Genomic DNA, 23812 nt, shown 5'->3' on the forward strand with positions numbered 1-23812 from the left:
AGGCTATTCCCCCGTCTTTTCAGAATGTTTTAAATAGAAGTCGATATAGTGATCGTCAGGGTATAAGCCGTTAGCAATATCGTATTTATCCGCAAATTGGGAAAAGTCTTGTTCAAGAATTTTGAGAATGATAGACGTGCGATTAAGTACTTTGATATTTGCTCGGCTTCCCAGCCTCTCTATCATGAATAGTCCGGTATAATTGAGCTTACCTGGCTGAACAGTAAAAGTAAGATCTAAGCTTTCTAGATCCATGTAACTTTCAAGTAAGTTTCCTTTCGATAGGGAGCCAGTACGTTCGAACACTTTGTCCCACGTGTAGGTTCCCGCAGGTAATCTAATCACATCAAAATGTTGTGAGTGATTAAGAGGGCCAAATGTATATTTGTTCGTTAACCCATTACCTTTAAGTACTACACTTTCCGTGTAGCCCTTAGAATATAGTGCGATGATAGCGTAGCCTTCATCAGGCCCTAGTGGTTCAACTGTGGTTGTATTAGCGATAAGTGGTGTGGAAAATACAAAAAGCAATAATGCGAGTACAGCTTTCATTACTTCATTCCCTTGATAGTTTATTGTTTATCACAAATTTTTTATGTGAGCATTTTAAACAACCCTACAAATTACGGTGGGTAAAATCAACAAGGATATAACGGTTTCGTTTCTTTATTTTAATTGCCGCCCGCCATTTAAATGAAGCGTTTGCCCAGTCACGTATTCGCTATCGAATAAGTAATTCATGGCTTTCACGGCTTCTTGTGCGCCAGGTACAATTTCAAGTAACGACTTCTTTACTGCCTTTTGTCGATAAGCGTCGTCGTCACCTTCATTAAACATAAGTAGAGCGGGTGCAATGCTATTCACTTTGACACGTGGCGCCAGCTTTTTTGCAAAGGACAAGGTGAGGTTGTGTAAGGCAGCTTTGCTCGCGGCGTAAGCCATATGTTTCGCGCTTCCCGTTTCTTGAACGTAATCGGTCATGTGAATAATGTCAGCTGGCACTTCACAGCCACATAATGCCTCTTCTAGTGCCAAGTTTATGCGGTAGGGGGCGACGGCATGAATCATCATCATGCGCTGCATTAGTTCGTGTTTATTATCGTTATCTTTCTCCTGTGCCCAATCTGACGCATTGTGGATTACTCCTCGATAGGTTTTACTGATTGCCTTAATCTCATCAATTGCTCGATCAATAGCCGCCTCAGTGCTAAAATCGGCTTGTATGACTGTGGCGCCTTTATCCTTAAGTAGTGCAATACTCGAACGATGGGTTCGATAAGTCACAACAATGTGACGGCCTTGTTCGAGTAAGCTTTCAGCCATTGCTAAGCCCAATCGTTGGCTTGCGCCTGTTATCAATACAGGTGATTTCAAGGTAATGTCCTTTTAATAGAAAGGTAACGGTCTCTATATTTTGTGCTAAGTGCACAGTAGGTAGCAATGACATTAAATAAAAGTCATGTTGCCGAGTAATCGATCTCTAACGAGTTGAAAGTCGTAAAAGAGCAAAAAAGAAGTAACAACGGATAAAGTGATGTTAGCAAAAGAAGCGGTAATTGTGCGTGATGCACTAGACCCCTCTATATCAGAGCCAGCGCAACGTGTACGAGATGCATTAGAAGCCAAAGGTTTAGAAACGCCTATGGTGGCTAATGGTCTTACTGACGAACAAAAGCGCAAACGAATCGAAAGTGCTATGCGAGATGTAATGGACACGCTAGGGCTTGATCTAACAGATGATAGCCTTTGTGACACGCCCACACGCATTGCCAAAATGTATGTAAATGAGATTTTTGGCGGCTTAGATTACCGAAAGTTTCCGAAAATTACCGCCATCGAAAACAAGATGCAGATCGACCAGCCTGTGCAAGTCTCTGATATTAGTCTAACGAGTACTTGTGAACATCACTTTGTGACTATTGATGGTACGGCAACGGTGTCTTATATACCCAAAGGCACAGTAATTGGTCTTTCAAAGATAAATCGTCTTGTTGGTTTCTTTGCTCAGCGTCCTCAGGTACAGGAGCGCTTAACACAGCAGGTGTTAATAGCGTTACAAACTCTTACTAACACCGAAGATGTAGCAGTAAGTATTAATGCTACGCACTACTGTGTTAAAGCGAGGGGGATTCGCGATACCAACTCGTATACGAAAACATCTGCACTTGGTGGTCGTTTCCTCACTGATAGCGAATTAAAGCGAGAGTTTTTTCGTTAACGTCTTTCCATATTCTAACGAAGAACTCAAAAAGCCGCTCTTGAAGCGGCTTTTTCAATTGAGGGTATTGATAAGAGTGGAGCGTTAGGCTTTTAATGTCGAACTATTTAATAATAAGCTCTGAATCTAGCGCATCGACAATAAGATTAACACGACCACCTATACCATCAGCTGCTGTTAGGCTGAACACCTTATTACAACACCCGCACGATTCATGTTGCTCGTTATACATGTCGCGAACAGAGTTTAAATAAAAGTCATTAATTGCGCCGCAATAGGGGCACATGTATTCCAACGCATTATCACTTTGCATCGTTTTATCCATTACCATGTTTAACATATCCATATGACGTAAGTCGAAATCCGCTGTGTGAAAAAAGATATTTGTACTGCTTCTATGCATTAAATTTGACGGCCCCTATTGGTAAGAATCAAATTGCCGGCAACGCTCTATCGAGAGTCGCTCTACATAGAAGCTGCAAAAAACAAACCACACACATTGGTAAAGTACTACTTACACGTTAGGTTACCGTCAAACAAGCTGAACAGCTGTAAGAAGTTTTCTAACGTGGTAAGAGGTAAATGAACTATCAACCCCTCGACTAAAGTATAGTCGGTAATTCCTTTACTGCCTGTGTAAATAGAGGTTATTTAGTAAGTCTTTGGCGACAAAGCTAATTCATTTTATTGACAACGCTCTGCTTGTCGCGAGCTTCGCAACAAGCAGAGTGTTATATACGAAAGTAATTAATTGGCTAACAGCCATAGCTGCTGATAGGGGGCGAGGGATAAAGGTGCAGCTTCCATGATCACCGTTTCACCTGACAGCAAGTCTGTGGTCGATGTGCAGTTGACTGTCGCCAATAGGGAACGCTGAAGCTGTTGCTTATGTTCACTAAAATTACAGACAACAAGGAGTTTTTCACCTTCATCATTCTCGCGCATAAAAACAAAACAATGTTGATTGTCAGAATCTAAAATATGTGTTTGAGCTTGGCCAAAAACCGAATACTGTTTTCTCGTTTCGATCATTTTTTGCAAGCCTTTAAATACGCGAAGGCTAGCGTCTTCCGCTTTACCAGAAGGTGCTGTCTGGCCTAGAGCCAATGCGGTATCTTCTTCATTGACTGCGATGCGATTAACCCATCTGTCGTCATGTTTTTTACTTTCGTCTTGACGGTAGCTGTAGTCGTTTAGCTTTCCAATTTCATCGCTTGAATACAGCAATGGGATGCCACCGATGCTGAACGTTATCCCATATAATAGCAGCATCCGCTTCACTGCTTCTTCAATGCCTTTCGTGTCATTAGCCTGTAATGCGCCCTCTAGCCCACACAAAGATGCTAATGAACCACATACACGACAATCCCCGTTACTCGGGTTTTCTGCAAACGGCACGCCGTTTGCGAAACTTCCTTCAAAACGACCGGTGTAGAACTGATTCAAGAAATAGCGATGATCAAACGGGTTTATACCTAATTCATTAGCGACGGCATCGTCAAAAGTCCAACCTATGTCATCGTGACAGCGCACGTAGTTCACCCATGTACATTCGTCTGAAATAGCAAAGCTCTTTTTCATCGATTGTGTGAGCAGACGGGTTTTGCGTGTTGCCAATGAGTTCCAGAGTAGCGCCATTAACAAGGGGTTATAGGACAGCTGACATTCGTCTTTATCGATATACTTAAGTACTTCATCCGGATGAACGATAGCCTCTGATTTAAACACCACCGCTGGCGCAACAATTTGCAAACAACAATTAAATGCTTGAATAAGTACGTGTGCCTTCTCTTGATTCTCACAATTTGTACCAAGTTCTTTCCATATGAATGCCAATGCATCTAAACGCAGAGCGGCGCTACCAACATTAGCCAAAAATAGCATTTCAGAGGTAATCGCGTTGAATACTTCAGGGTTGCTGTAGTTTAGATCCCATTGAAAGCTGTTGAAGGTCGTCCACACCCACTTTTTAATCTGCTCATTGTAGGTAAAGCTGCCCCTTCTTACTTGAGGAAAAATTTCTCTTAGCGTTTCCTCATATTGGTCGGGGATTGTCTTGTCATCAAACAAGTAATAATAGTTTTGAAATTGCTTGTCGCCTTTAAGTGCAGCTTTCGCCCACGCATGTTCGTCAGATGTGTGATTAAAAACAAAGTCGAGCACAAGGTTAATCCCTTCCTTTTGGAGGGCCGACGCAAGCTTTTCCAAATCTTTCATAGTACCTAAAGAGGGATTTACCTTGCGATAGTCCGATACGGCATAACCACCATCACTGTCCCCTTTAGGTGCGTCGTATAAAGGCATGAGGTGTACATAAGTTACACCGAGTGCTTTGAAGTAAGGGATTTTATCGTGTAAGTCATTTAGCGTAGGCCCCATTAAGTCCACATAGCAAGCCATACCTACCTGTTGCTCATCGCGATACCATAGAGGCGTTTTCAGTCTTTCATTATCGAGTTTTTTGAGCGCCGGCTTTCGACTTTTCAACCCATCTCTTAATATTTCGACGAGTTTTTGTAAATGAAAATAGCAGTCATACTGATGCCCATAAACATAAGTATAATTTTCAAAAAGGCGAGGAAAATGCTCTTTCAGTCGACGAGTGAATGTCGTCGCATCCCTCTTTGTAAGGCCAGATAAATCGGTAGATGCCAAGATTCTGTCTAAACATACACCACTGTCAGCAGCATAGCTCATAGAAAACTCCAAGTTGTTACACGCTTGTATGCTAAGTTAGCCTATCCAAATTATCGGGTTTACAGGCTTTTTAAATTCTGTTAACTTTTATCTTAAACGATTAAGCTTATTTTTCAAGGTTATAAAATCGTTATTTTTTACAAAATGAGTACGTGTAACAATAAACGTATTTTTATGAATTTAAGAAAGGTTAAGCTAATCCTTTCGCCAGTGTGTTTGCGAGACAAAATATGCCTAATCATGACTCTAGTAGCAGAATTATCAGGTGGTTGACGTACCTAATGTTTATGATGTTTGCAATGACATCAGATTCTGTCGGCGAGATAATCAAAGAAGTAAAAGTGGCGTTTTCGGTCACTAATGCACAAGCTAGCTTAATGCACTCACTCCCTATGCTGGGTATCGCCCTATCTGGTTTGTTCTTGGGGTTTCTAGCCGATAAGTTAGGTCGTAAGCCAACCATTATTATAGGGTTAGCATTGTTTGGGTTAGCTTGTTACAGCTTCCTTATTGCAAATGACTTTATGCTGATTGTTAGTTTGATGAGCTTGTCAGGGGTGGCCGTTGGTATTTTCAAGACAGGTGCACTGGCCCTTATTGGTGACATTTCAACTTCAACAAAACAACATACCGCAACGATGAACGGTGCAGAAGCCTTCTTTGGTGTTGGCGCAATTATAGGCCCTTTGATTGTAGCCTACCTTATCCATCAAGGGGTAGCATGGCAGTGGCTTTATGTTATTGCCGGTGGGGTTTGCACCGTTCTTATTGTCGGGGCTCTACTGGTTAAGTACCCGGCCTATTCTCGTGACACGTCTTCTGGCGAAAACAAAGTGTCCATTGCGCAAAGCTTAAAATTGGTCAAAAACCCTTACGCGTTAGGCTTTTCTATTGGCGCATTTTTATATGTTGCGGCAGAGAGTGCTATCTACGTGTGGATGCCGAGTTACTTAGTATGCGACGCAACTACGCTTAAAGCGACCTACGACTGTTACAGTCAGGGTTTCTCTCAAACACTGGCTATTTATTCGGTAACCGCATTTTTTATTTTGCGTGCCGCAGGCCGTTTCGTGGGAATTTGGATGATGTCTCGCTTTAACTGGGCGTTGGTGTTGATGTTGTTTACAGGCGCTATAGTACTGTGCTTCGGCTTGGGGTTATGGGGCGGCAAGCAGCTCGCGCTTTATTTGTTCCCACTCACAGGTATTTTCATGTCGGTCATTTACCCTACGTTCAATTCAAAGGGAATAAGCTGCTTCCCTAAACATCAACACGGTAGTGTGGCAGGAGTTATATTGTTCTTTACTGCTGCTGGCGCAGCGGCTGGACCGTTTATCATGGGGCTTGTAAGTGACGCTAACGGCGGTGATGCAAAATACGGCTTCATGGTCGCCACTGGTTTTGCCGCGTTGCTGTTTATCGGCTTAGTATATAACTTCGTTAAGAACCCCACCAAAGAGCGTTTAGCAGAAATTGAAGCGAGTGAGTACGCTAACTAAGTGAAAATAACCGCGAGGCTAGTCGCTCGCGGTGTTAGCTAACCTAAACGTGCCGGACTTATGTTCGGCACTGGTTTTTCATAGCGTTGTTGTTTAAGCTTCCCAATATTCCCTCATTTATCAATCTTAATAACGTCCCATGGATGAATTAAAACAAGCCCAAGCCCTATACGACACGCTGGTTGAATTTGCTGTGACCTACAGTTTCCAAATTGTAGGTGCCATTATCATTTTCTTACTTGGCTGGTGGGTGGCAAATAAAATAGGCCATGTGGTTGAAAACCTCATGGTAAACAAAAAAATTGACGTTACGTTAAGCCGGTTTACCGGTGGTATATGTAAATTGGTGTTGCTTGGAATAGTTATCATCATTGCGCTTGGTAACGTGGGGATAAGCGTTACCCCGTTAATAGCGGCTCTTGGTGCAGTGGGCTTAGGAGCTGGTCTTGCTATTCAAGGCATGCTGGCAAATTACGCCGCAGGTTTTACGATAATCATTACCCGTCCGTTTGTAGTAGGAGATACTATTCGGGTTCGTGGCGTTGCCGGCGTTGTTGATCAGGTTATGCTGCCTTATACCATTCTTATCGATGAAGATAACGTGCACATACAAATCCCCAATAAGCTAATTGTTGGGGAGATCTTGCATAACTCTGCTGAAAACATGCTTATAGAACTCGAGATAGGCGTTGCTTACTCCAGTAATGTAGATAACGTCATTGAAGTAATTCGGCATGCGGTTGCATCTGTTGACGGTGTTAGTGCAGAAAAAACACCTGCTATTGGTGTCGATAATTTTGGTGACAGCAGTATTAATTTTGGGGTTCGGGTTTGGGCTCCTGCGACAAGGCATTTCGAAGTGCGCTATGCGCTTAATCAAGCAGTTTTTAACGCGCTTCAACAGCACAACATTGATATTCCATTCCCGCAACGAGAAGTCAGAATGCTGGACTAGGATAAGGTTATTTTAGCAGACCTATTGTTAGATAAATGCCGAACAGCCACTCAGCTATTCGGCATTTTTTTATAGCTCGTAAAGTTCAAGCGGTAACCCGTCAGGGTCTTGAAAAAACGTAAAGCGCTTGCCGGTGTATTCGTCAATTCTTACTGGCTCGCATTCCACCATTTTATTGGTCAGGTGATTAATCACTTCATCTAAATTGTCGACTTTGAACGCTAAGTGTCTAAGTCCTTGGGCCTCTGGACGTGAAGGCCTTTGAGGCGCTCCTGGAAACGAAAATAACTCAATTTGACTTCCGTCAGGCAGGCCAAGATCGCATTTATATGAGTTCCTGGCTTCTCGATAGTTTTCGTCAATGATGGAAAACCCAAGTACGTCCGTGTAAAACGCTTTTGAACGTGGGTAGTCGCTACAAATAATAGCAACATGGTGAAAGCCTTTTAGCATGCTATTTCCTTACTAGTGCCTATGGCATCTCTTGGCCGCGAGCGACTTCAAACAACTTGTACCAGTGTTCGCGAGAAAGATGAACGTCCATCGCTTTTTGGCTAGATTTGATACGCTCTACATTAGTGCTGCCTAGAACAGGCGCGATATTAGCTGGATGTCGCATCAGCCATGCTAAAACAATCGCTTCAGGTGTTGTTTGATACTCGCTTGCAAGCTTTGCTACCAATTCTGCCGTAGCAAGGTCAACACTGTTCTCGGTCTTAGCGCCCGTATACTTCCCTTGAGCTAAGCTTCCCCACGCCTGAAGTTGAACATTATTCATCATGCAGTATTCAAGTGTGCCAGGGGCATAACCCATATTGCGATTAGCCGCACTATTGCTGGTGATGCCGTCTTCCAGCCAGTCCCTAAAACCAAGACTCATTTCAAGTTGGTTAGCTACAATAGGAGTAGAGAGCGCAGATTGAAGGTAGTTTATTTGGTGGCCATGCATGTTAGACACACCTACGTGTTTAATCTTCCCCTGTTGCTGCAGAAGTAACAAGGTGCCTGCCACTTCTTCTAGCTCCATAAGCGGGTCAGGGCGATGGAGCAGTAATATGTCAAGTTGCTCAATACCTAAACGCGAGAGAATACCTTCAACAGACGTGTGGATATGATTTGCCGAGAAATCATAGCGCTTTGGTCCTAAATCATCTTCAAAACGTATTGCACATTTAGATTGAATAATCATTTTGTCTTTAAGTTCTGGCGCTTGCTTAAGGGCTTCACCAAAGGCGGTTTCTGCTTTACCGAATGTGTAAATATCAGCATGGTCAAAAACGTTAATATCTAAGTCTAGTACAGCGTCAATGATTGTTCTTGCTTGGGTCACATCGGCTTTAGATACGGGGTCGTTATTCCAACCTCCACCTAGGCCCATGCATCCATAAATTAGGCGGCTTGCGTTTGGAAAGTGTGCATTCATGTAGTTATCTCCCTTTAAAGGTGTGAGTGAACAAAATTACCTTTGCACTCATAGAAGCTCTGGCGCTTATTCTTATTATCAACTGGACAGTACTCTAGTATGACGTGTTTGATAATAAAAGCTTGATTAGTCGAGTGTCTTTTAACTAGCGACAGTTAACGCTTGGGATATTTATGGTGTGAATTAGCAATAAAGATCACAACTGCTGGTGTAGGCGTTTAATATCGTAGTGAATATTCATCACTACAAACTCATCACAAGAGAAGAGGGTTTATGTTGAAAAAATGGTTTTTAGCGGCAATGGCAAGTTCACTACTTATTGGGTTACCAGGCTGTACTGGAGTGCCGGAAAAGGTAGAGCCCGTCAAAGGGTTCGAGCTTCCTAGGTATTTAGGGGAGTGGTACGAAATCGCGCGCTTTGACCATAGCTTCGAAGAAGGGTTAACCGAAGTTACGGCAACTTACAGTATGCGCGATGATGGTGGCGTGAAAGTTATCAATCGCGGTTATTCAAAAGAAGAAGGTAAGTGGGATGAAGCCGAAGGGAAAGCATATTTTGTAGAGTCTGCAACCACAGGGCATCTAAAGGTATCCTTTTTCGGTCCATTCTACGCGAGCTATGTCATTATGGAACTAGACAAAGAAGGTTATCAATATGCACTGATAACAGGCCCGGATAAAGAATACCTTTGGATATTAGCGCGGACACCTTCAATTTCAGATGAAGTTCGCACGCGTTTATTAGGAAAAGCGACCGCGACTGGGTACGACGTTAGCAAGCTTATTTGGGTAGAGCACGGCCAAGTGAAATCATAGCTGCTATCAAGCGAGTTGTTCTGCGCGCAAATTGGGAATTGTGCTATTATTGCGCGCAATTCCCCTCTGTTTGAATAAGTATTAAGAGAGACAAGGCATGCAAACGCTCAATATTACTACGCCAGACGATTGGCATCTTCATTTTCGCGACAACGAAATGCTGGCTGAAACCGTGCCTGCAACTGCGCGTTGTTTCCAACGCGCTATTGTCATGCCAAACCTAGTACCACCAGTAGTTAATGCTGAAATGGCGATGGCGTACAAAGGGCGAATTGAAGCTGCGCGACCTGAAGGCAGTAACTTTGAGCCGTTAATGACTTTATTCCTTACCAACCAAACAACTCCCCAAGATATTGTCGATGCAAAACAAGCTGGGGTAACCGCATGTAAGCTTTACCCAGCAGGTGCGACGACTAATTCAGACGCCGCAGTGAAAGGCATTCAGGCTTTATACCCAGTATTCCAAGCAATGCAAGAGCAAGGTTTGCTTTTGCTAATTCATGGTGAAGTTACCGAGCATCACATTGATATTTTTGACCGTGAAAAAGTGTTCATAGACACACATTTAGGTCCCATTGTTGAAGCATTTCCTAGGCTGAAAGTGGTGTTCGAGCACATTACTACAGCAGATGCAGCAAGCTTCGTAGCGGGCGCTAGCGAGTTTGTAGGCGCCACTATTACGCCCCAGCATTTATTGCTTAACCGAAATGATTTACTGGTTGGTGGGGTACGCCCTCACAACTATTGTTTGCCAGTGCTAAAACGCAACACACACCAAAAAGCGTTGCGCGACATGGTGGCAAGTGGCAACAAGAAATTCTTTTTAGGTACTGATTCTGCACCTCATGCTAAGCATAAAAAAGAGAATGCGTGCGGCTGTGCAGGTTGTTACAGCGCATGGTCTGCAATAGAGCTTTATGCAGAAGTGTTTGAACAGTTAGGCGCAATAGATAAGCTTGAAGGCTTTGCTAGCCATTACGGTGCGGATTTTTATGACTTACCGCGAAATACGACTACAATGACACTAGTGAAAGAGTCGTGGACGGTGCCAGAACAAGTAACCCTAGCTGATGGCACCGATATGGTTCCATTTTTTGCGGGGCAAACGTTGCAGTGGAAATTAGAAAAGGCATTTCAAGCTTAGTATTATATATTAGTGTCTGTTTATGTGCCCTATGGAGCCTTTCTATAAGGGCACAAACCCTCTCTTTCTCCCACGCCCAAGATTTACCCAGCGCCATCACTCCCTCTGACCAACAGAGTATTCAATCTTATTCATTCACAGTGTTTGAAAATGCTTTGTCAAAGAGTGGTATTGATTTAAGGCCTGCTGATAAAGCAACATCTAGCGAATCCCAAATTGTTTTTAACGTGATAAGAAATGAAGATAACGAACATTATTACTACTGGATAACACCGTTATTTGCCTTTAAATGTGGCGGTGATGTTCGTTGTACGCCGAATGCAGGCAGTCAGGAAACAATGATAGCAGTGAGCTACATTGCACTTACAAAAACTAAAAGCACTGCTGAAACCGCAGAGCGCCTGAATGAAATAGTGAGCCAATACAAGCACTCAGAAGCATTTACCTTGCATGCTAAAACGGTGCTAAGTGAATTGAAGCTATCTTTTCCAGATACGATACTTGCCTTCGGAACTTTAAGCCTAGTGGGCGAACTGCATTCAAATACCGACAACCTTTGGGTTATTGCTGACGTAGTGCCTTTGTTTTCTGAAGTCGGAAAGCGAGGAAAAATCGAAGGTATCGCTGCTGATTTGGTCAGCGATATTTTGGATGAGATGGCACTTGACCAGACTATTTTATCTGCGCCTTGGACTAGAATAGCAAAGGAAGCCATGACCAAGTCTAACGTGTTGGTATTTTCGGTAATTCGAACTGATGAAAGAGAAAACGTGTTCCACTGGGTAACGCCGGTTTCAAGAAATCTTCACGGTCTGTACGGTATCGATAAACCCTATTTTCCTTTCTTTGCCGATGTTCCGAAAACCTACAGGGTAGGTACCTTGTTGGAGGACTATCGCTATCAAATCGCAATAGAGCATGGCTTCAAAGTAAAAGCCTATGACTCATGGCAGGCATTGGTGGACGCACTGATTAACAACGAAATTGATACTATTTTCGGTTCTCAGGGAGCAATTGACTTTGGATGTAACCCAAAACAATTTAAATGTGAGACAATAACCCTCTCAAGTAAATACGACATTTCAACGGCCTACCTAGCACTGTCAAAAAAAGACACCTGTGTTTTGGCTTTAGAGAAGCTCAAGTTAGCGGCGGCCGGTGTGAAAATGAGTGACAAGTTTAATGAGCAGCTTTCTTCATGGAGTGACATGGTGTCTGAAGAATACGGCATAGCTCATCATACCAAACATGGTGTAGTGCACCTTTGGAAACCCAATTAATGACAGTTGAAACCGTTAAGCATTTAGATATAAACCCTGCCATCACCAAGGCGCTAGACTCACAAGGCATTTTCCAACTTTCTCCAATACAGGCGCAGTCGCTACCCGAAGCCCTGCAAGGTAAAGATATTATTGGTCAGGCCCAGACCGGCAGTGGTAAAACGCTGTGCTTCGTGATCCCCGCCCTACAGCACATTGAAGTAAACGAGTTTACTACACAAGCCATTATGCTTTGCCCAACCCGTGAGCTTGCCGACCAAGTCGCGCAGCAGTGTCGTACCGCGGCTAAAAATATCGGTAATATCAAAGTAACCACCTTATGCGGTGGGCAGCCTATGGGGCCGCAAATACAGTCGTTAAAGCACAGCCCTCACATTATCGTGGGCACGCCAGGTCGCGTAATGGATCACGTGGAAAAGCGTCGTATTGATTTAAGCAGTGTAAAACTACGCGTGCTTGATGAAGCCGACCGCATGTTAGACATGGGGTTTGAAGATGATTTACGCATTATTTTCGGTCAAACGCCGAAACAAGTGCAAACCCTATTGTTTTCTGCAACCTTTACAGAACAAATTGAGCGTGTAGCCAAGCAGTACCTGCACAACCCGGTAACCTGTAAAGTTGAGTCTCAAGACAGTAAACCAGCCATCACGCAGTTGGGTTATAACGTGCTTCCGCATACACGCACGCAGGCGCTCAAAGCGGTGCTAACAGAATATCAGCCCAAAAATGCGATTGTATTCTGCAACCGTAAAACGCAGGTAAATGAAGTCGTAGAAGAGTTAATAGAAGATGGTTTCAGTGCAAAGGGTCTTCAAGGTGACATGGAACAGCATCAACGTACATCGGTGCTTATGCAGTTTGCCAGCGATGCGCTACAAGTACTTGTAGCCACCGATGTAGCTGCGCGAGGGCTGGACATTGACGATGTAGCCTGCGTGATTAATTACACAGTAAGTGAAGAGCCGGAAACCCATATTCACCGCATTGGCCGTACGGCACGCGCGGGCGCAAAGGGCATGGCAGTGACGCTAGTGAGCGATGACGAAGAACACTTTTTGCGAAAAATAGAAGTGTTACAAGAAAGTGATATTCCGCTTAAGGGCGCGCAAAGCCTACGTTTTCATAAAAACAAAATTACTCAGCCAGAATTCACCTGTATTTCGTTAAGTGCGGGTAAAAAGGAAAAGCTTCGCCCTGGTGACCTGGTGGGTGCCCTTACCAAAGATGCAGGCATTCCTGGCGATGACTTGGGCAAAATAAAAGTGCAAAACAGTATGAGTTTTGTTGCAGTGAAAACCCGAAGCGTAAAAAAAGCCATGGCGCAATTTAGAGAAGGTAAGATTAAAGGCAAACGTATTAGAGCCAGAAAACTTTAATAGGCGCGCTTCAAGCTTGCTTTAACAAATAAGTTTGATGTTATACGAAGGACGATGAGTGTGGTTGCTGAAACTGACTTAAATGTTTTACTGAAAAATCTGAATCCTGTGGCAAATAGCGAAAATTACGTTTTTACTACTTTGGCTGCTGAGAGATTAACCAGTACGTTGATTAAAGCGGCTAAGGGCATGTTTCAGGAACGCGAGGGCACCACGCTCATTCTTCCGGTTGCCGCCGCCGAGAAAGCTAACTTGCAATTTGAGGGGTATTACCGCTGTATAACCTGTGAAGTGCATTCCAGTTTGGAAGCGGTAGGCATGACAGCCGCTATGTCTACTGCGTTAGGTAAAGCAGGAATAAGCGCCAACGTGGTCGCCGCTTATTACCATGACCATATTTTTGTGCCAGCCGAAAAAGTCGATGTGGCGCTAGACGTTTTAACGTCGTTGTCTAACTAATCCTACCTTGTCTGTTTTCTTAAGAACGCGTTAACAAGGCCAACCGTTAAACAATATTGCGCGGCATAATACGTCGTCATAACCCAAAAGGCTGATAGTGGAAGCGGCGTTTTAAAAACCGACTGGGCGAGAATGGCATCTGAGCCCACAAAAAGCATAGCACCAGTTATAATTAGCTTGGTTCGTCCGAGGCATACCGCGGCTAATCCCATTAGCGTGATAACGCTAATATAGGCGACGACAGGGTAAAATAAGCTTTTCGATGCTGGCAGGATATAAGCGGCCATCAGCGTGGCGAAACTAACGATAATAATACTCACTAGCCACTTAGTTTTGTGCGAAATAACATTGTCGTTGTGTATCCATTGTTGACGGCAATGCAGTGAAGCAAAGCATACGGCGTAGGATAAATGCGCGAGGAAAAAGCACGATAATCCAGTTATAAAACTTTCCTCAAACGGTATAGCCAGACTAATATCTCCAGCCATGCTAAAAAGTAGTGCAGCCAACACGACATATCGCGGCGTACTATTAAGCTTTATAAACGCAAATACCATCAGTACACAGATAGGAAGCGCTTTAGGTAGGAATTGTGCGACATAAGGTGAAAACGGCAGCGTCGCTAAGTAAAGCAGCGCAAAGATTATAAAAACGATAGTTGCTCTTACATTCATATTTAGTTATCTAAAACAGCTTAATTCTATTTTTTGTTACACCACAAAAAAGCCCCAGTTTGACGAACAAAACATGGGGCTTTAACTGTCGTATTGTCTACGCTTGCATGTGTATGCGAATTACCAAATTTTCACGCGTTCTTCTGGTGGTAAATACAACGCATCTTCTTCAGTCACGTTAAACGCTTCGTAGAATTCTGGTACGTTGCGAACAGCACCGTTAGTGCGGAACTTGGTAGGTGAATGAGTATCGGTTTGTACTTGGCTGCGCAAGGCTTCTTCACGGTATTTGCTGGCCCACACTTGGCCGTAACCAATGAATACACGCTGATCGCCAGTGAAACCATCTAGTTCAGGCGCTTCCTCACCATCAAGAGACAGATGATAAGCTTTAAGTGCGATGCTGATGCCGCCAAGGTCGCCGATGTTTTCACCTAAGGTATATTCACCGTTCACGTGCAAGTCAGGCAGCACCTCAAACTGATTATACTGTTCAATTAAATTTGCAGTGCGTGCTTCAAACTCGCCGCGATCTTCATCAGTCCACCAGTTTCTCAGAACGCCGTCACCGTCGAAAGTTGACCCTGAATCATCAAAACCATGGCCAATTTCGTGACCAATTACCGCGCCAATACCACCGTAGTTAACCGCGTCTTCGGCGTTCATATCAAAGAACGGAGGTTGCAGGATAGCCGCAGGGAATACAATTTCGTTTAGCGGTGGGTTGTAGTAGGCATTAACGGTTTGTGGTGTCATGCCCCATTCATGGGTCCACACTGGGCCGCCTTGTTTCTTCAACATTTCCTCGTATAGCACATCTGAAGAACGCTTTAAATTTCCAAATAGGTCACTGGCATTAACCGTCAGAGCTGAGTAATCTCTCCACTGGTCAGGGTAACCAATTTTCACGGTAAACTTAGACAATTTGTCCAGCGCTTGCGCACGAGTTTCATCTGTCATCCAATCAAGATTTTCAATACTTTCTTTGTAAGCCAACAGCAGGTTGTTAACCATTTCCATCATGCGCTCTTTCGCTTCAGGCGGGAAGTGCTGTTTTACATAGACCTTACCGATAAGTTCACCAACGTGGGCATTTGAAAGACTCACTGCACGACGCCATTGTGGCTGCTGCTCTTCTACGCCGCGAAGCACTTTGCTGTAGAAGTTAAAGTTTGCTTCATCAAGTTCGGCGTTCAGACGGCCGGCAGACGCATTTAACAAGCCCCATTTAAGAAACGTCTTCCAGTCCTCAAGTGAGGTTTCAGCAATAACGCCATCAATGTTTTGCATGTAGTCTTTTTGTAAAATGCCGAGTGAAGGAATGTCGCTAATGTTAGCTTCAGAAAGGTAAGCGTCCCAGTCGAACTTAGGCATTAAGGCTTTGAGCTCTTCAATGTTCAGCTTGTTGTAATTGGCAGCAAAGTTACGGGCTTGCTCTTTTTTCATGTGCAGTTGAGCAATCTTCGTCTCAAGCGCGAAGAGCATATCTGCGCTTTCTTTAGGCGCCTCGAAGCCCGCTAGCTCAAACATGGTTTGGATATGTTTAACGTAGGCATCACGAATGGTTTGTGACGTCTCATCGTCCTTGAAATAGTACTCGCGCTCAGGAAGCCCCAGTCCCGACTGCCACGTATACATCAAATATTCTTTCGGCGATTTAAGATCTGGATATTGGGTTAGGCTAAATGGTGTGCCGTAGCCATAGCGAGCGGCGTATGCGAAGTACTCGGCGAGATCGGTATAGTCTTCAATAGCATCAATCTTGGATAGCTCTGGTTTTAGCGGCGTCGTGCCAAGTTCGTTGCGGGTTTCCATGTCCATATAGGCACGGTAGAAATCCCCCACTTTTTGTTCGTCGCTTCCCGCTTTAAAGTCACCTTCGGCAGATGATTTTATAATGTCCATTACGTGATCTTGTGCTTCATCGCGAAGGATCACGAAAGAACCGTAGCTCGATTTATCTGCTGGTATTTCAAAATTATCAAACCATTTGCCGTTTACATAGCGGAAAAAGTCATCACCTGGGTCAACAGACAGGTCCATATTTTCTTTTATGACACCTGAGGAAAGCTCCTGTTGAGTCTCTTCAGTGGCCGCGCTTTGTGTCTGTTGTTCTGTGGACGAATTTTGTGGGCTACAAGCCGTTAAGGCCAGCGCCACGCTTAAGCTTAAAACGCTACGTAACATGTCGAGTTTTTCCTTTTTATTTTATCGGTAGTGGTGACATCTACCGTTAATTTGTTTTTGGCTCGAGGTAATAGCTCTTTCATTTATTTGAAAGGTTAAGAACCTGAATCACCTACTTGCCTTTTATAATCACACATGTTTTTAGCATGGCAGTGCTAACAGAAAAAGTGTTTATAGTGAAAATACACAGCTTGTAACAACTTGGGGCCTCAATTTCGTTATAGTGATTTCTCTCACCAGAAAAAAGACAGGAAAGGCAATGGAATTAGACAATATCCTTTTTGACAGCGTCTCGCCTTGCGAATACGCAGATGCGCTTCCAAGAGACCAGTTTATGGATTACGCCATAAAACCTTTATGGGATGGTATCCCGCGTATAGCTGGCCCAGCTTTCACCGTAAAATGTGCACCAGGAGACCATCTTATGCTCCATGCGGCAATTTATCGCGCAAGCCCTGGTGACATTATTGTCGTAGAGGCCGATGACAAGTTCGCTGTCGCTGGTGGTAATGTGTGTGCAATTGCTCAGGCTCGCGGGATCAAAGGTTTTGTTATTGACGGTGTGATTCGTGATATTGCAGAAACACGCGAAAACAAGTTTCCCGTGTTTGCTCGCGGTGTGGTACCTAAGCCGGGTGCCAAGAAATGCGTGTCGCCGTTAAATCAGCCTATAAAATGTGCAGGCGTAACTGTTCATGCAGGTGACATTATCGTGGCGGACGAGGAGGGCATTGCTGTTATTCCAAAAGCGGATGCATTAACGGCTTTTGATACTGCTAAAAAGCGGGCCGAGAAAGACGGGGCTATGACGTTAGCGCAATGGCAGGCCGAGCACGCCAAAAAAGTGGAGAGTATTCTGACAGAACTCGGATATACAAACGAGTAGTCTTACCAGTTAAACGAACCGTGTTTGTCTATGTCACTGCCAGCGGTTCACGACATTATCCAATTGGGGCTGGTTGTTCAGTCACACCATCTAACAGCTTCTCATCGTTTAGCAGCCATGACCAAGTGTTCTATCAAAGGGCGTGGTCATGAGCTTTCTAACACGGTAAGAGAGAAGGAAATCAGCCCCTATTTTTACAAAGTATTAATCAACTTTAAGTGAACTTTGCGGTAAAACATGACGCAAAGTTCAACACACTTTCAGTTATCGTGTAGAATTGTGACCTAAGCATTTTGGGCATACGTAAACGTGCTCTGTCACCGAATAATTAACGAGTTCTACATGTTTTCATTTTTTGAAAAGCTGACCCAGCCTTTCCCCGATACACCGCCTACTCAACCACCAACAGGTATCATTGCATTTTGTAAGTACTACACCAAAGGCATGTGGGGCGTCATCCTTACAGTTTCGGTGCTTAGTGCGATTGTGGCCATGTTAGAAGTAGCGCTGTTTGGATTTCTAGGCCAGTTGGTTGACTGGTTCTCAGAGCAAAGCCGAGAAACCTTTTTAGAGGACCAAAAATTCACGCTTATTGGCATGGGTTTAACGGTTCTTGTTTTCATTCCTTTGTTTATTTTGTTGCGCTCGCTGTTTTCTCGCCAGTCCTTGATGGGTAATTACCCCATGCGCATTAGATGGCAGGCACACCGCTACTTACTTGGGCAAAGTTTAACCTTTTTCCACGATGAATTTGCCGGGCGTGTTGCCACCAAGGTAATGCAAACCGCATTATCGGTGCGAGAAACGGTAACTAAAGTGCTCGATTTGCTGGTGTACATCAGCGTTTACTTTATCTCCATGGTTGTGCTTATCTTCAGTACTGACTGGCGCTTAGCCATGCCGCTTATCGTGTGGTTCTTTGTGTACATTGGCATCTTAAAAGTGCTGGTGCCTAAACTAAAAGAAGTATCACAAAAACAAGCGGACGCGCGTTCATTGATGACGGGGCGTATTGTTGACAGCTATACCAATATCACCACAGTGAAGCTGTTTTCGCATAGTCGCCGTGAAGCTGATTACGCAAAAGAAAGCATGGATGGTTTTCTTAAAACGGTTTACCCGCAAATGCGTTTGGTCACCGTATTGGAGTTTTGTGTGGAAATGGCTAACGCCATTCTTATTTTCACTATTGGCGCGCTATCTATTTATTTGTGGATGGAAAACATCGCAAGCCCCGGCGATATCGCCATCGCTATTAGTCTGTGTTTACGACTAAACGGTATGTCTCATTGGGTAATGTGGGAAGTATCAGGCTTGTTCGAAAACTTGGGCACAGTGCAGGATGGTATGAATACCTTAGCACAGCCGATTGCGGTTAAAGACAAGCCTAAGGCTAACGCCCTTAAAGTAAATGGTGGCGGAATTAACTTCGACAACGTGCACTTTTCTTATGCCGGTGCCGATGATAAACCGATAGATGTTTTTAAAAACCTCGAATTGAACATCAAGCCCGGAGAAAAAGTGGGCTTAGTGGGGCGTTCTGGCGCAGGTAAATCAACATTAGTTAACTTATTAATGCGCTTTTACGATACCCAAAGTGGCCGAATTATCATTGATGGGCAGGATATTACCCAAGTGGGGCAGGAAACCCTACGAGCCAAAATCAGTATGGTAACGCAGGATACTTCACTGATGCACCGCTCGGTACGCGACAACATTTTATACGGGCGTACGGATGCGACAGAAGAGGATATGGTTAGGGCGGCTAAGCAAGCCGAAGCGCATGATTTTATCCTTACACTTACCGATAGTCACGGTAGAACAGGATACGACGCACATGTAGGTGAGCGAGGCGTTAAGCTTTCAGGTGGTCAGCGCCAGCGCATTGCCATAGCTCGCGTATTGCTGAAAGATGCACCTGTATTAGTGCTGGATGAAGCCACTTCAGCGCTAGATTCAGAAGTTGAAGCGGCAATTCAAGCCTGCTTGGATAAAGTGATGGAAGGCAAAACCGTGCTCGCTATTGCACATCGCTTGTCGACGATAGCGCAAATGGACCGGTTGTTGGTGCTCGATAAAGGCAATATTGTAGAGCAGGGCACACATGCCGAACTCATTGCTCATAATGGTATATATGCGAAGCTGTGGGCGCATCAAACCGGTGGTTTCATTGGGGTAGAATAATCTTAGAAAGAAATAATCGGAAGAGCATCTGGGAGCGATAAACCGCTTGTATCTTGAAAGTGGTTAAGTATAATACGCGTCCCTCCCTTGCGATACCGCACTTTCCTAAGAAAAGACGCACAACTCCCAAGGGCAGTGTAAGTAAATTTTGCGACATAGACACCACAGGGGTGTAGTTCGAATTGGTAGAACAGCGGTCTCCAAAACCGATGGTTGGGGGTTCGAGTCCCTCCACCCCTGCCAAATTTACTTAAACGAAGAATTTTAAATTGCGCATTGAATAAGTGCGTAAAACAACGACGCTGTAGTGCTAGGATCGTAACATGAGCGAAAAGACGGAAAATCAGTCCAATGCATTGGACATGTTTAAATGGGTAGTGGTTTTTGCACTGCTTGCCGGTTTAGTAACCGCTAACACAATGTACGGTGAGATCTCGGTACTATACCGTGCCATCGCGATTGTAGTAGTAGTTGGTATAGCTGGTTTCATCGCAGCAACTACCGAAAAAGGTAGTACCTTCTTGAGCTTTGCTAAAGAGTCTCGCACAGAAGTTCGCAAAGTAGTATGGCCAACCCGTCAAGAGGCGAACCAAACTACGCTTATCGTACTTGCAGCGACGTTAGTTATGGCACTAATTTTATGGGGACTAGACGGCATCATCGTTCGTGTAGTTGGCTTTATTACTGGAATAGGAGCATAAACGTATGTCTGAAGAAGAAGCAGTAAAGAAAAGATGGTACGTAGTTCAAGCCTATTCGCAATACGAAGCTCGCGTTAAGAAGACGCTGCTTGAATATATTAAAATGCACAACATGGAAGACTACTTCGGTCAGGTACTAGTACCAACAGAAGAAGTCGTTGAAATGCGTGCAGGTCAAAAGCGCAAATCAGAGCGTAAGTTCTACCCGGGTTATGTATTGGTAGAAATGGCAATGACAGAAGAGTCATGGCACTTAGTGAAAAGTGTTCCTCGCGTATTGGGCTTCATCGGCGGTACATCAGACCGTCCTATGCCAATTACGCAAAAAGAAGCGGATGCTATCCTAAATCGCCTTGAAGAAAACGTTGATAAGCCAAGACCAAAAACATTGTTCGAGCCAGGCGAAGTGGTTCGCGTTACCGACGGCCCATTTGCAGACTTCAACGGTGTGGTAGAAGAAGTAGACTACGAAAAGAGCCGCGTAAAAGTATCGGTACTTATCTTCGGTCGTTCTACACCAGTAGACCTAGAATTTGGTCAGGTAGAAAAAGGTTAAGTCTATTCAAGCTACTGTATAGTATTTTTAAAAAGCCCCGTTTGACGGGGCTTTTTTGTAGGTGATAACAGGTTAAACGGCGTGGGCGTAAAAATACTGACCTTTCGATGGTTTTTTATTCTAATTAGCCCTTGCATAGTAATTAATCACCTTATATAATGCGCGCCCTTTTAAACGGAAACGGGAAGCCGATTGAGCAAATAATCTCTGTATTTGCGAGGCGTTAGACCCAAACAAGAGAGCATGTAAAATGGCTAAAAAAGTAAGCGGTATTATCAAGCTTCAGGTTGCAGCTGGCGCTGCTAACCCAAGTCCACCGGTTGGTCCTGCACTAGGTCAGCACGGTGTAAACATCATGGAATTCTGTAAGGCTTTCAACGCGAAAACTGAAAGTCTTGAGAAAGGCGCTCCAGTTCCAGTAGAAATCACTGTATACGAAGATCGCTCTTTCACATTCGAAACTAAGACTCCTCCTGCGTCTTACCTGCTTAAGAAAGCAGCGGGCATCAAGAGTGGTTCTGGCCGTCCTAACACTGAAAAAGTGGGTAAAGTTACTCGCGCTCAGTTGGAAGAGATTGCTAAAACTAAAGAGCCAGACCTTACTGCAGCTGATTTAGATGCAGCGGTACGCACTATCGCGGGTTCTGCTCGCTCAATGGGCTTGAACGTAGAGGACTAATCGAATGGCTAAATTAACTAAACGCGCTCGCCTAGTACGCGACAAAGTTGACTCTACTAAAGAGTACGAAATCAACGAAGCAGTAGCGCTTCTAAAAGAACTAGCAACTGCTAAGTTCGCAGAAAGCGTTGACGTATCTGTAAACCTTGGTATCGATGCGAAGAAATCTGACCAAAACGTTCGTGGTGCAACTGTACTACCTAACGGTACTGGTAAAGACGTTCGCGTTGCAGTATTCACTCAAGGTGCAAATGCTGAAGCAGCGAAAGAAGCTGGTGCAGACATCGTTGGTATGGACGACTTAGCTGAGCAAGTTAAGAAAGGCGAAATGAACTTTGACGTAGTAGTTGCTAGCCCAGACGCGATGCGTGTTGTTGGTCAACTAGGTCAAATCTTAGGTCCACGTGGCCTTATGCCTAACCCTAAAACTGGCACTGTAACGCCTGACGTTGCAACTGCAGTTAAGAACGCTAAAGCTGGTCAGGTACGCTACCGTAACGATAAGAACGGTATCATCCACGCTAGCATCGGTAAGATTGCGTTCGAAGCGAACCAAATTCAAGAAAACCTTGAAGCACTACTTGAAGCACTGAAGAAAGCTAAGCCTTCTTCTGCTAAAGGTACATACATCAAGAAGATCAGCCTAAGCACTACAATGGGTGCTGGTGTTGCTCTTGATAAGGCTTCTGTAGGTCTTTAATTTCGCTGAGCTAACGCTCATCGAAATCTCTTAAAGGTTATGGGTTGGAGCTGTGGCAATTAGCAGTGCTAATAAGCAGCTCCCGTCCAAGACCGCAGGTGCGGTGTGGTGAAAGAGGTAAGAGAACTTTCACAGTCAACACACTGCTTAATACAACAACCTGCGCAGACGGTGGTTTGACTCAGACTCTCTGGGGTAACAAACACCGTAGAGCGGTATCAACCATGAGGGTTGGTATCAATCTGTGAACCCTGACGGCGGGAGTAGGTAACTACACACAAAGTCAGATACAAAGAGGTGAACTCAGTGGCACTAGGTTTAGCAGCAAAAAAAGAGATCGTAGCAGAAGTTTCTGAAGTTGCGTCTCGCGCTCTATCCGTAGCCGTTGCTGAATACCGTGGGATGGAAGTTGCAGAACTGACTGACCTACGTGTTAAAGCTCGTGAGCAAGGCGTATACCTAAAGGTTGTACGTAACACTCTTGCAAAGCGTGCTCTAGCAGACAGTCAATTTGCAGACTTAGACAGCGCCTTAACTGGCCCGCTTATCTATGGTTTCTCTATCGACGCACCAGGCGGTGCGGCACGTCTTTTCAAAGACTTCGGTAAGACTAACGATAAGCTTAAAGTTACAGCACTATCTATTGGTAGCGGTCTTCTTGGTCCAGAGAAATTGGACGCAGTTGCAGCACTACCTACCCGCGACGAAGCGCTTGCGAAACTACTTGCAACCTTCAAAGCACCAGTTGGGAAATTCGTTCAAACAATCAACGAAGTTCCTGGCAAGTTTGTGCGTGTATTGGCGGCGGTCAAAGACACCAAGTAATTGGCGTTTTTGGCATATTGATTTTTTTAACATTTTATACCCAGGAGTTTAGAGAACATGGCTCTAACTAAAGAAGATATCTTAAACGCAATCGCTGAAATGCCGGTAATGGAACTGGTAGAACTAATTGAAGCGGCTGAAGAGAAATTCAACGTATCTGCTGCAGCTGCTGTTGCTGTTGCTGGTCCAGCTGCTGGCGGCGACGCTGCTGCTGCAGAAGAAAAGACTGAATTCGACGTTGTAATGACTTCATTCGGTGGCAACAAAGTTGCAGTTATCAAAGCAGTTCGCGGCGCGACTGGCCTAGGTCTTAAAGAAGCTAAAGAAGTAGTTGAGTCTGCTCCTAAAGCTATCAAAGAAGGCGTAAGCAAAGATGAAGCTGAAGCACTTAAGAAAGAGCTTGAAGAAGCTGGTGCAGAAGTAGAAATCAAGTAATCTGACCTAGTCAGATTATTGCCTGAGACGGCAAGGCTGGTGGTTTTTTGAACCACCAGCCTTTTTGCGCTGTATAGTGTGTAGAAACTAACCCTTGGTTACACTACTTAAAGCG

Annotated in this window: 25 protein-coding genes and 1 tRNA gene; 18 read left to right on the forward strand and 8 right to left on the reverse strand. The window is 44.4% G+C overall.

All coding sequences use genetic code 11. The annotated features are described in order from the left end of the window. Positions 1 to 3 precede the first annotated feature (3 nt). Both ACXAGV_RS05330 and folM read right to left on the reverse strand, forming a co-directional pair. Positions 4 to 552, reverse strand: coding sequence for a hypothetical protein (locus ACXAGV_RS05330; RefSeq protein ID WP_474834610.1), 549 nt, complete (start codon positions 550 to 552; stop codon positions 4 to 6). Between the two features lie 114 nt (positions 553 to 666). Continuing rightward, complete coding sequence (gene folM, locus ACXAGV_RS05335) at positions 667 to 1374, reverse strand: dihydromonapterin reductase (protein ID WP_474872368.1); 708 nt, start codon at positions 1372 to 1374, stop codon at positions 667 to 669. Between the two features lie 160 nt (positions 1375 to 1534). On the opposite strand from folM, the gene folE reads away from it, so the two are divergent. Beyond that, on the forward strand, positions 1535 to 2218 hold the full coding sequence (gene folE / locus ACXAGV_RS05340; protein ID WP_474872369.1) for a GTP cyclohydrolase I FolE: 684 nt from the start codon (positions 1535 to 1537) through the stop codon (positions 2216 to 2218). Between the two features lie 103 nt (positions 2219 to 2321). Here the strand turns inward: folE and ACXAGV_RS05345 are convergent, their stop codons facing one another. After that, positions 2322 to 2621 carry a hypothetical protein gene (locus tag ACXAGV_RS05345; protein ID WP_474872370.1) on the reverse strand — a complete coding sequence of 100 codons (300 nt, stop codon included), beginning with the start codon at positions 2619 to 2621 and terminating at the stop codon, positions 2322 to 2324. A 344-nt stretch (positions 2622 to 2965) separates the two neighbouring features. Next, the gene (locus ACXAGV_RS05350) at positions 2966 to 4915 is read right to left on the reverse strand and encodes an alpha-amylase family glycosyl hydrolase (protein ID WP_474872371.1); all 1950 of its coding nucleotides are present in this window, start codon (positions 4913 to 4915) and stop codon (positions 2966 to 2968) included. A gap of 281 nt (positions 4916 to 5196) precedes the next feature. On the opposite strand from ACXAGV_RS05350, the gene ACXAGV_RS05355 reads away from it, so the two are divergent. Beyond that, on the forward strand, positions 5197 to 6414 hold the full coding sequence (locus ACXAGV_RS05355; protein WP_474872372.1) for an MFS transporter: 1218 nt from the start codon (positions 5197 to 5199) through the stop codon (positions 6412 to 6414). Between the two features lie 139 nt (positions 6415 to 6553). Beyond that, positions 6554 to 7369 (forward strand): mechanosensitive ion channel family protein, encoded by an 816-nt coding sequence (locus ACXAGV_RS05360; RefSeq protein ID WP_474829469.1) that lies wholly within the window; start codon positions 6554 to 6556, stop codon positions 7367 to 7369. Positions 7370 to 7438: 69 nt separating this feature from the next. Here ACXAGV_RS05360 and gloA2 read toward each other — a convergent pair whose 3' ends face one another. Then, the gene (gene gloA2 / locus ACXAGV_RS05365) at positions 7439 to 7822 is read right to left on the reverse strand and encodes an SMU1112c/YaeR family gloxylase I-like metalloprotein (protein ID WP_474872373.1); all 384 of its coding nucleotides are present in this window, start codon (positions 7820 to 7822) and stop codon (positions 7439 to 7441) included. 19 nt (positions 7823 to 7841) lie between these two features. Next, complete coding sequence (locus ACXAGV_RS05370) at positions 7842 to 8792, reverse strand: aldo/keto reductase (RefSeq protein WP_474872374.1); 951 nt, start codon at positions 8790 to 8792, stop codon at positions 7842 to 7844. Positions 8793 to 9065: 273 nt separating this feature from the next. On the opposite strand from ACXAGV_RS05370, the gene ACXAGV_RS05375 reads away from it, so the two are divergent. The 5 genes from ACXAGV_RS05375 (at position 9066) to ACXAGV_RS05395 (ending at position 13870) form a co-directional block, all read left to right on the forward strand. Further along, on the forward strand, positions 9066 to 9608 hold the full coding sequence (locus ACXAGV_RS05375) for a lipocalin family protein (protein ID WP_474872375.1): 543 nt from the start codon (positions 9066 to 9068) through the stop codon (positions 9606 to 9608). 97 nt (positions 9609 to 9705) lie between these two features. Continuing rightward, a complete protein-coding gene (gene pyrC, locus ACXAGV_RS05380; protein ID WP_474872376.1) occupies positions 9706 to 10752 on the forward strand; it encodes a dihydroorotase in 1047 nt (348 codons plus the stop codon). Then, a complete protein-coding gene (locus tag ACXAGV_RS05385; RefSeq protein ID WP_474872377.1) occupies positions 10722 to 12032 on the forward strand; it encodes a substrate-binding periplasmic protein in 1311 nt (436 codons plus the stop codon). Before pyrC ends, ACXAGV_RS05385 begins: the two co-directional genes overlap by 31 nt. Next, positions 12032 to 13411, forward strand: a complete 1380-nt coding sequence (gene dbpA, locus ACXAGV_RS05390; RefSeq protein ID WP_474872378.1) for an ATP-dependent RNA helicase DbpA — start codon at positions 12032 to 12034, stop codon at positions 13409 to 13411. Before ACXAGV_RS05385 ends, dbpA begins: the two co-directional genes overlap by 1 nt. A gap of 54 nt (positions 13412 to 13465) precedes the next feature. Further along, complete coding sequence (locus tag ACXAGV_RS05395) at positions 13466 to 13870, forward strand: ACT domain-containing protein (RefSeq protein ID WP_474829482.1); 405 nt, start codon at positions 13466 to 13468, stop codon at positions 13868 to 13870. A gap of 2 nt (positions 13871 to 13872) precedes the next feature. Here ACXAGV_RS05395 and ACXAGV_RS05400 read toward each other — a convergent pair whose 3' ends face one another. Together ACXAGV_RS05400 and ACXAGV_RS05405 are read right to left on the reverse strand one after the other, a co-directional pair. Next, positions 13873 to 14544 (reverse strand): lysoplasmalogenase, encoded by a 672-nt coding sequence (locus ACXAGV_RS05400; RefSeq protein WP_474872379.1) that lies wholly within the window; start codon positions 14542 to 14544, stop codon positions 13873 to 13875. Between the two features lie 120 nt (positions 14545 to 14664). Next, positions 14665 to 16731 (reverse strand): M13 family metallopeptidase, encoded by a 2067-nt coding sequence (locus tag ACXAGV_RS05405; protein ID WP_474872380.1) that lies wholly within the window; start codon positions 16729 to 16731, stop codon positions 14665 to 14667. 259 nt (positions 16732 to 16990) lie between these two features. Here ACXAGV_RS05405 and ACXAGV_RS05410 point away from each other — a divergent pair, with 259 nt between their 5' ends. The 10 genes from ACXAGV_RS05410 to rplL all read left to right on the forward strand — a co-directional run bounded on the left by ACXAGV_RS05410 (position 16991) and on the right by rplL (position 23697). After that, positions 16991 to 17617, forward strand: a complete 627-nt coding sequence (locus ACXAGV_RS05410; protein WP_474872381.1) for an RraA family protein — start codon at positions 16991 to 16993, stop codon at positions 17615 to 17617. Between the two features lie 24 nt (positions 17618 to 17641). Next, the gene (locus tag ACXAGV_RS05415; protein WP_474872382.1) at positions 17642 to 17839 is read left to right on the forward strand and encodes a hypothetical protein; all 198 of its coding nucleotides are present in this window, start codon (positions 17642 to 17644) and stop codon (positions 17837 to 17839) included. Positions 17840 to 17959: 120 nt separating this feature from the next. Beyond that, entirely contained in the window at positions 17960 to 19801 is a 1842-nt protein-coding gene (locus ACXAGV_RS05420) for an ABC transporter ATP-binding protein (protein ID WP_474872383.1), read from the forward strand. A gap of 166 nt (positions 19802 to 19967) precedes the next feature. Further along, positions 19968 to 20044 (forward strand) — tRNA-Trp (locus ACXAGV_RS05425). Between the two features lie 80 nt (positions 20045 to 20124). Beyond that, positions 20125 to 20502: a preprotein translocase subunit SecE gene (secE, locus tag ACXAGV_RS05430; RefSeq protein ID WP_020744440.1), complete on the forward strand. Its 378-nt coding sequence runs from the start codon at positions 20125 to 20127 to the stop codon at positions 20500 to 20502. A 4-nt stretch (positions 20503 to 20506) separates the two neighbouring features. After that, the gene (gene nusG / locus ACXAGV_RS05435; protein WP_015068310.1) at positions 20507 to 21058 is read left to right on the forward strand and encodes a transcription termination/antitermination protein NusG; all 552 of its coding nucleotides are present in this window, start codon (positions 20507 to 20509) and stop codon (positions 21056 to 21058) included. A 250-nt stretch (positions 21059 to 21308) separates the two neighbouring features. Continuing rightward, on the forward strand, positions 21309 to 21737 hold the full coding sequence (rplK, locus tag ACXAGV_RS05440) for a 50S ribosomal protein L11 (protein WP_014951043.1): 429 nt from the start codon (positions 21309 to 21311) through the stop codon (positions 21735 to 21737). Positions 21738 to 21741: 4 nt separating this feature from the next. Continuing rightward, positions 21742 to 22437: a 50S ribosomal protein L1 gene (gene rplA / locus ACXAGV_RS05445; RefSeq protein WP_020744434.1), complete on the forward strand. Its 696-nt coding sequence runs from the start codon at positions 21742 to 21744 to the stop codon at positions 22435 to 22437. 306 nt (positions 22438 to 22743) lie between these two features. Further along, positions 22744 to 23262 carry a 50S ribosomal protein L10 gene (gene rplJ, locus ACXAGV_RS05450; RefSeq protein WP_014951041.1) on the forward strand — a complete coding sequence of 173 codons (519 nt, stop codon included), beginning with the start codon at positions 22744 to 22746 and terminating at the stop codon, positions 23260 to 23262. 57 nt (positions 23263 to 23319) lie between these two features. Then, complete coding sequence (gene rplL, locus ACXAGV_RS05455) at positions 23320 to 23697, forward strand: 50S ribosomal protein L7/L12 (protein ID WP_015068303.1); 378 nt, start codon at positions 23320 to 23322, stop codon at positions 23695 to 23697. Positions 23698 to 23812: the final 115 nt, after the last annotated feature.

It is taken from the genome of Alteromonas sp. ABH4_453, from assembly GCF_056160665.1.

Coding starts and splice junctions, on each gene's coding strand:
- ACXAGV_RS05330 (WP_474834610.1), bottom strand. CDS start 552: ATGAAAGCTGTACTCGCATTATTGCTTTTTGTATTTTCCACACCACTT.
- folE (WP_474872369.1), top strand. CDS start 1,535: ATGTTAGCAAAAGAAGCGGTAATTGTGCGTGATGCACTAGACCCCTCT.
- ACXAGV_RS05345 (WP_474872370.1), bottom strand. CDS start 2,621: ATGCATAGAAGCAGTACAAATATCTTTTTTCACACAGCGGATTTCGAC.
- ACXAGV_RS05350 (WP_474872371.1), bottom strand. CDS start 4,915: ATGAGCTATGCTGCTGACAGTGGTGTATGTTTAGACAGAATCTTGGCA.
- ACXAGV_RS05355 (WP_474872372.1), top strand. CDS start 5,197: ATGTTTATGATGTTTGCAATGACATCAGATTCTGTCGGCGAGATAATC.
- ACXAGV_RS05360 (WP_474829469.1), top strand. CDS start 6,554: ATGGATGAATTAAAACAAGCCCAAGCCCTATACGACACGCTGGTTGAA.
- gloA2 (WP_474872373.1), bottom strand. CDS start 7,822: ATGCTAAAAGGCTTTCACCATGTTGCTATTATTTGTAGCGACTACCCA.
- ACXAGV_RS05370 (WP_474872374.1), bottom strand. CDS start 8,792: ATGAATGCACACTTTCCAAACGCAAGCCGCCTAATTTATGGATGCATG.
- ACXAGV_RS05375 (WP_474872375.1), top strand. CDS start 9,066: ATGTTGAAAAAATGGTTTTTAGCGGCAATGGCAAGTTCACTACTTATT.
- pyrC (WP_474872376.1), top strand. CDS start 9,706: ATGCAAACGCTCAATATTACTACGCCAGACGATTGGCATCTTCATTTT.
- dbpA (WP_474872378.1), top strand. CDS start 12,032: ATGACAGTTGAAACCGTTAAGCATTTAGATATAAACCCTGCCATCACC.
- ACXAGV_RS05395 (WP_474829482.1), top strand. CDS start 13,466: ATGAGTGTGGTTGCTGAAACTGACTTAAATGTTTTACTGAAAAATCTG.
- ACXAGV_RS05400 (WP_474872379.1), bottom strand. CDS start 14,544: ATGAATGTAAGAGCAACTATCGTTTTTATAATCTTTGCGCTGCTTTAC.
- ACXAGV_RS05405 (WP_474872380.1), bottom strand. CDS start 16,731: ATGTTACGTAGCGTTTTAAGCTTAAGCGTGGCGCTGGCCTTAACGGCT.
- ACXAGV_RS05410 (WP_474872381.1), top strand. CDS start 16,991: ATGGAATTAGACAATATCCTTTTTGACAGCGTCTCGCCTTGCGAATAC.
- ACXAGV_RS05420 (WP_474872383.1), top strand. CDS start 17,960: ATGTTTTCATTTTTTGAAAAGCTGACCCAGCCTTTCCCCGATACACCG.
- secE (WP_020744440.1), top strand. CDS start 20,125: ATGAGCGAAAAGACGGAAAATCAGTCCAATGCATTGGACATGTTTAAA.
- nusG (WP_015068310.1), top strand. CDS start 20,507: ATGTCTGAAGAAGAAGCAGTAAAGAAAAGATGGTACGTAGTTCAAGCC.
- rplK (WP_014951043.1), top strand. CDS start 21,309: ATGGCTAAAAAAGTAAGCGGTATTATCAAGCTTCAGGTTGCAGCTGGC.
- rplA (WP_020744434.1), top strand. CDS start 21,742: ATGGCTAAATTAACTAAACGCGCTCGCCTAGTACGCGACAAAGTTGAC.
- rplL (WP_015068303.1), top strand. CDS start 23,320: ATGGCTCTAACTAAAGAAGATATCTTAAACGCAATCGCTGAAATGCCG.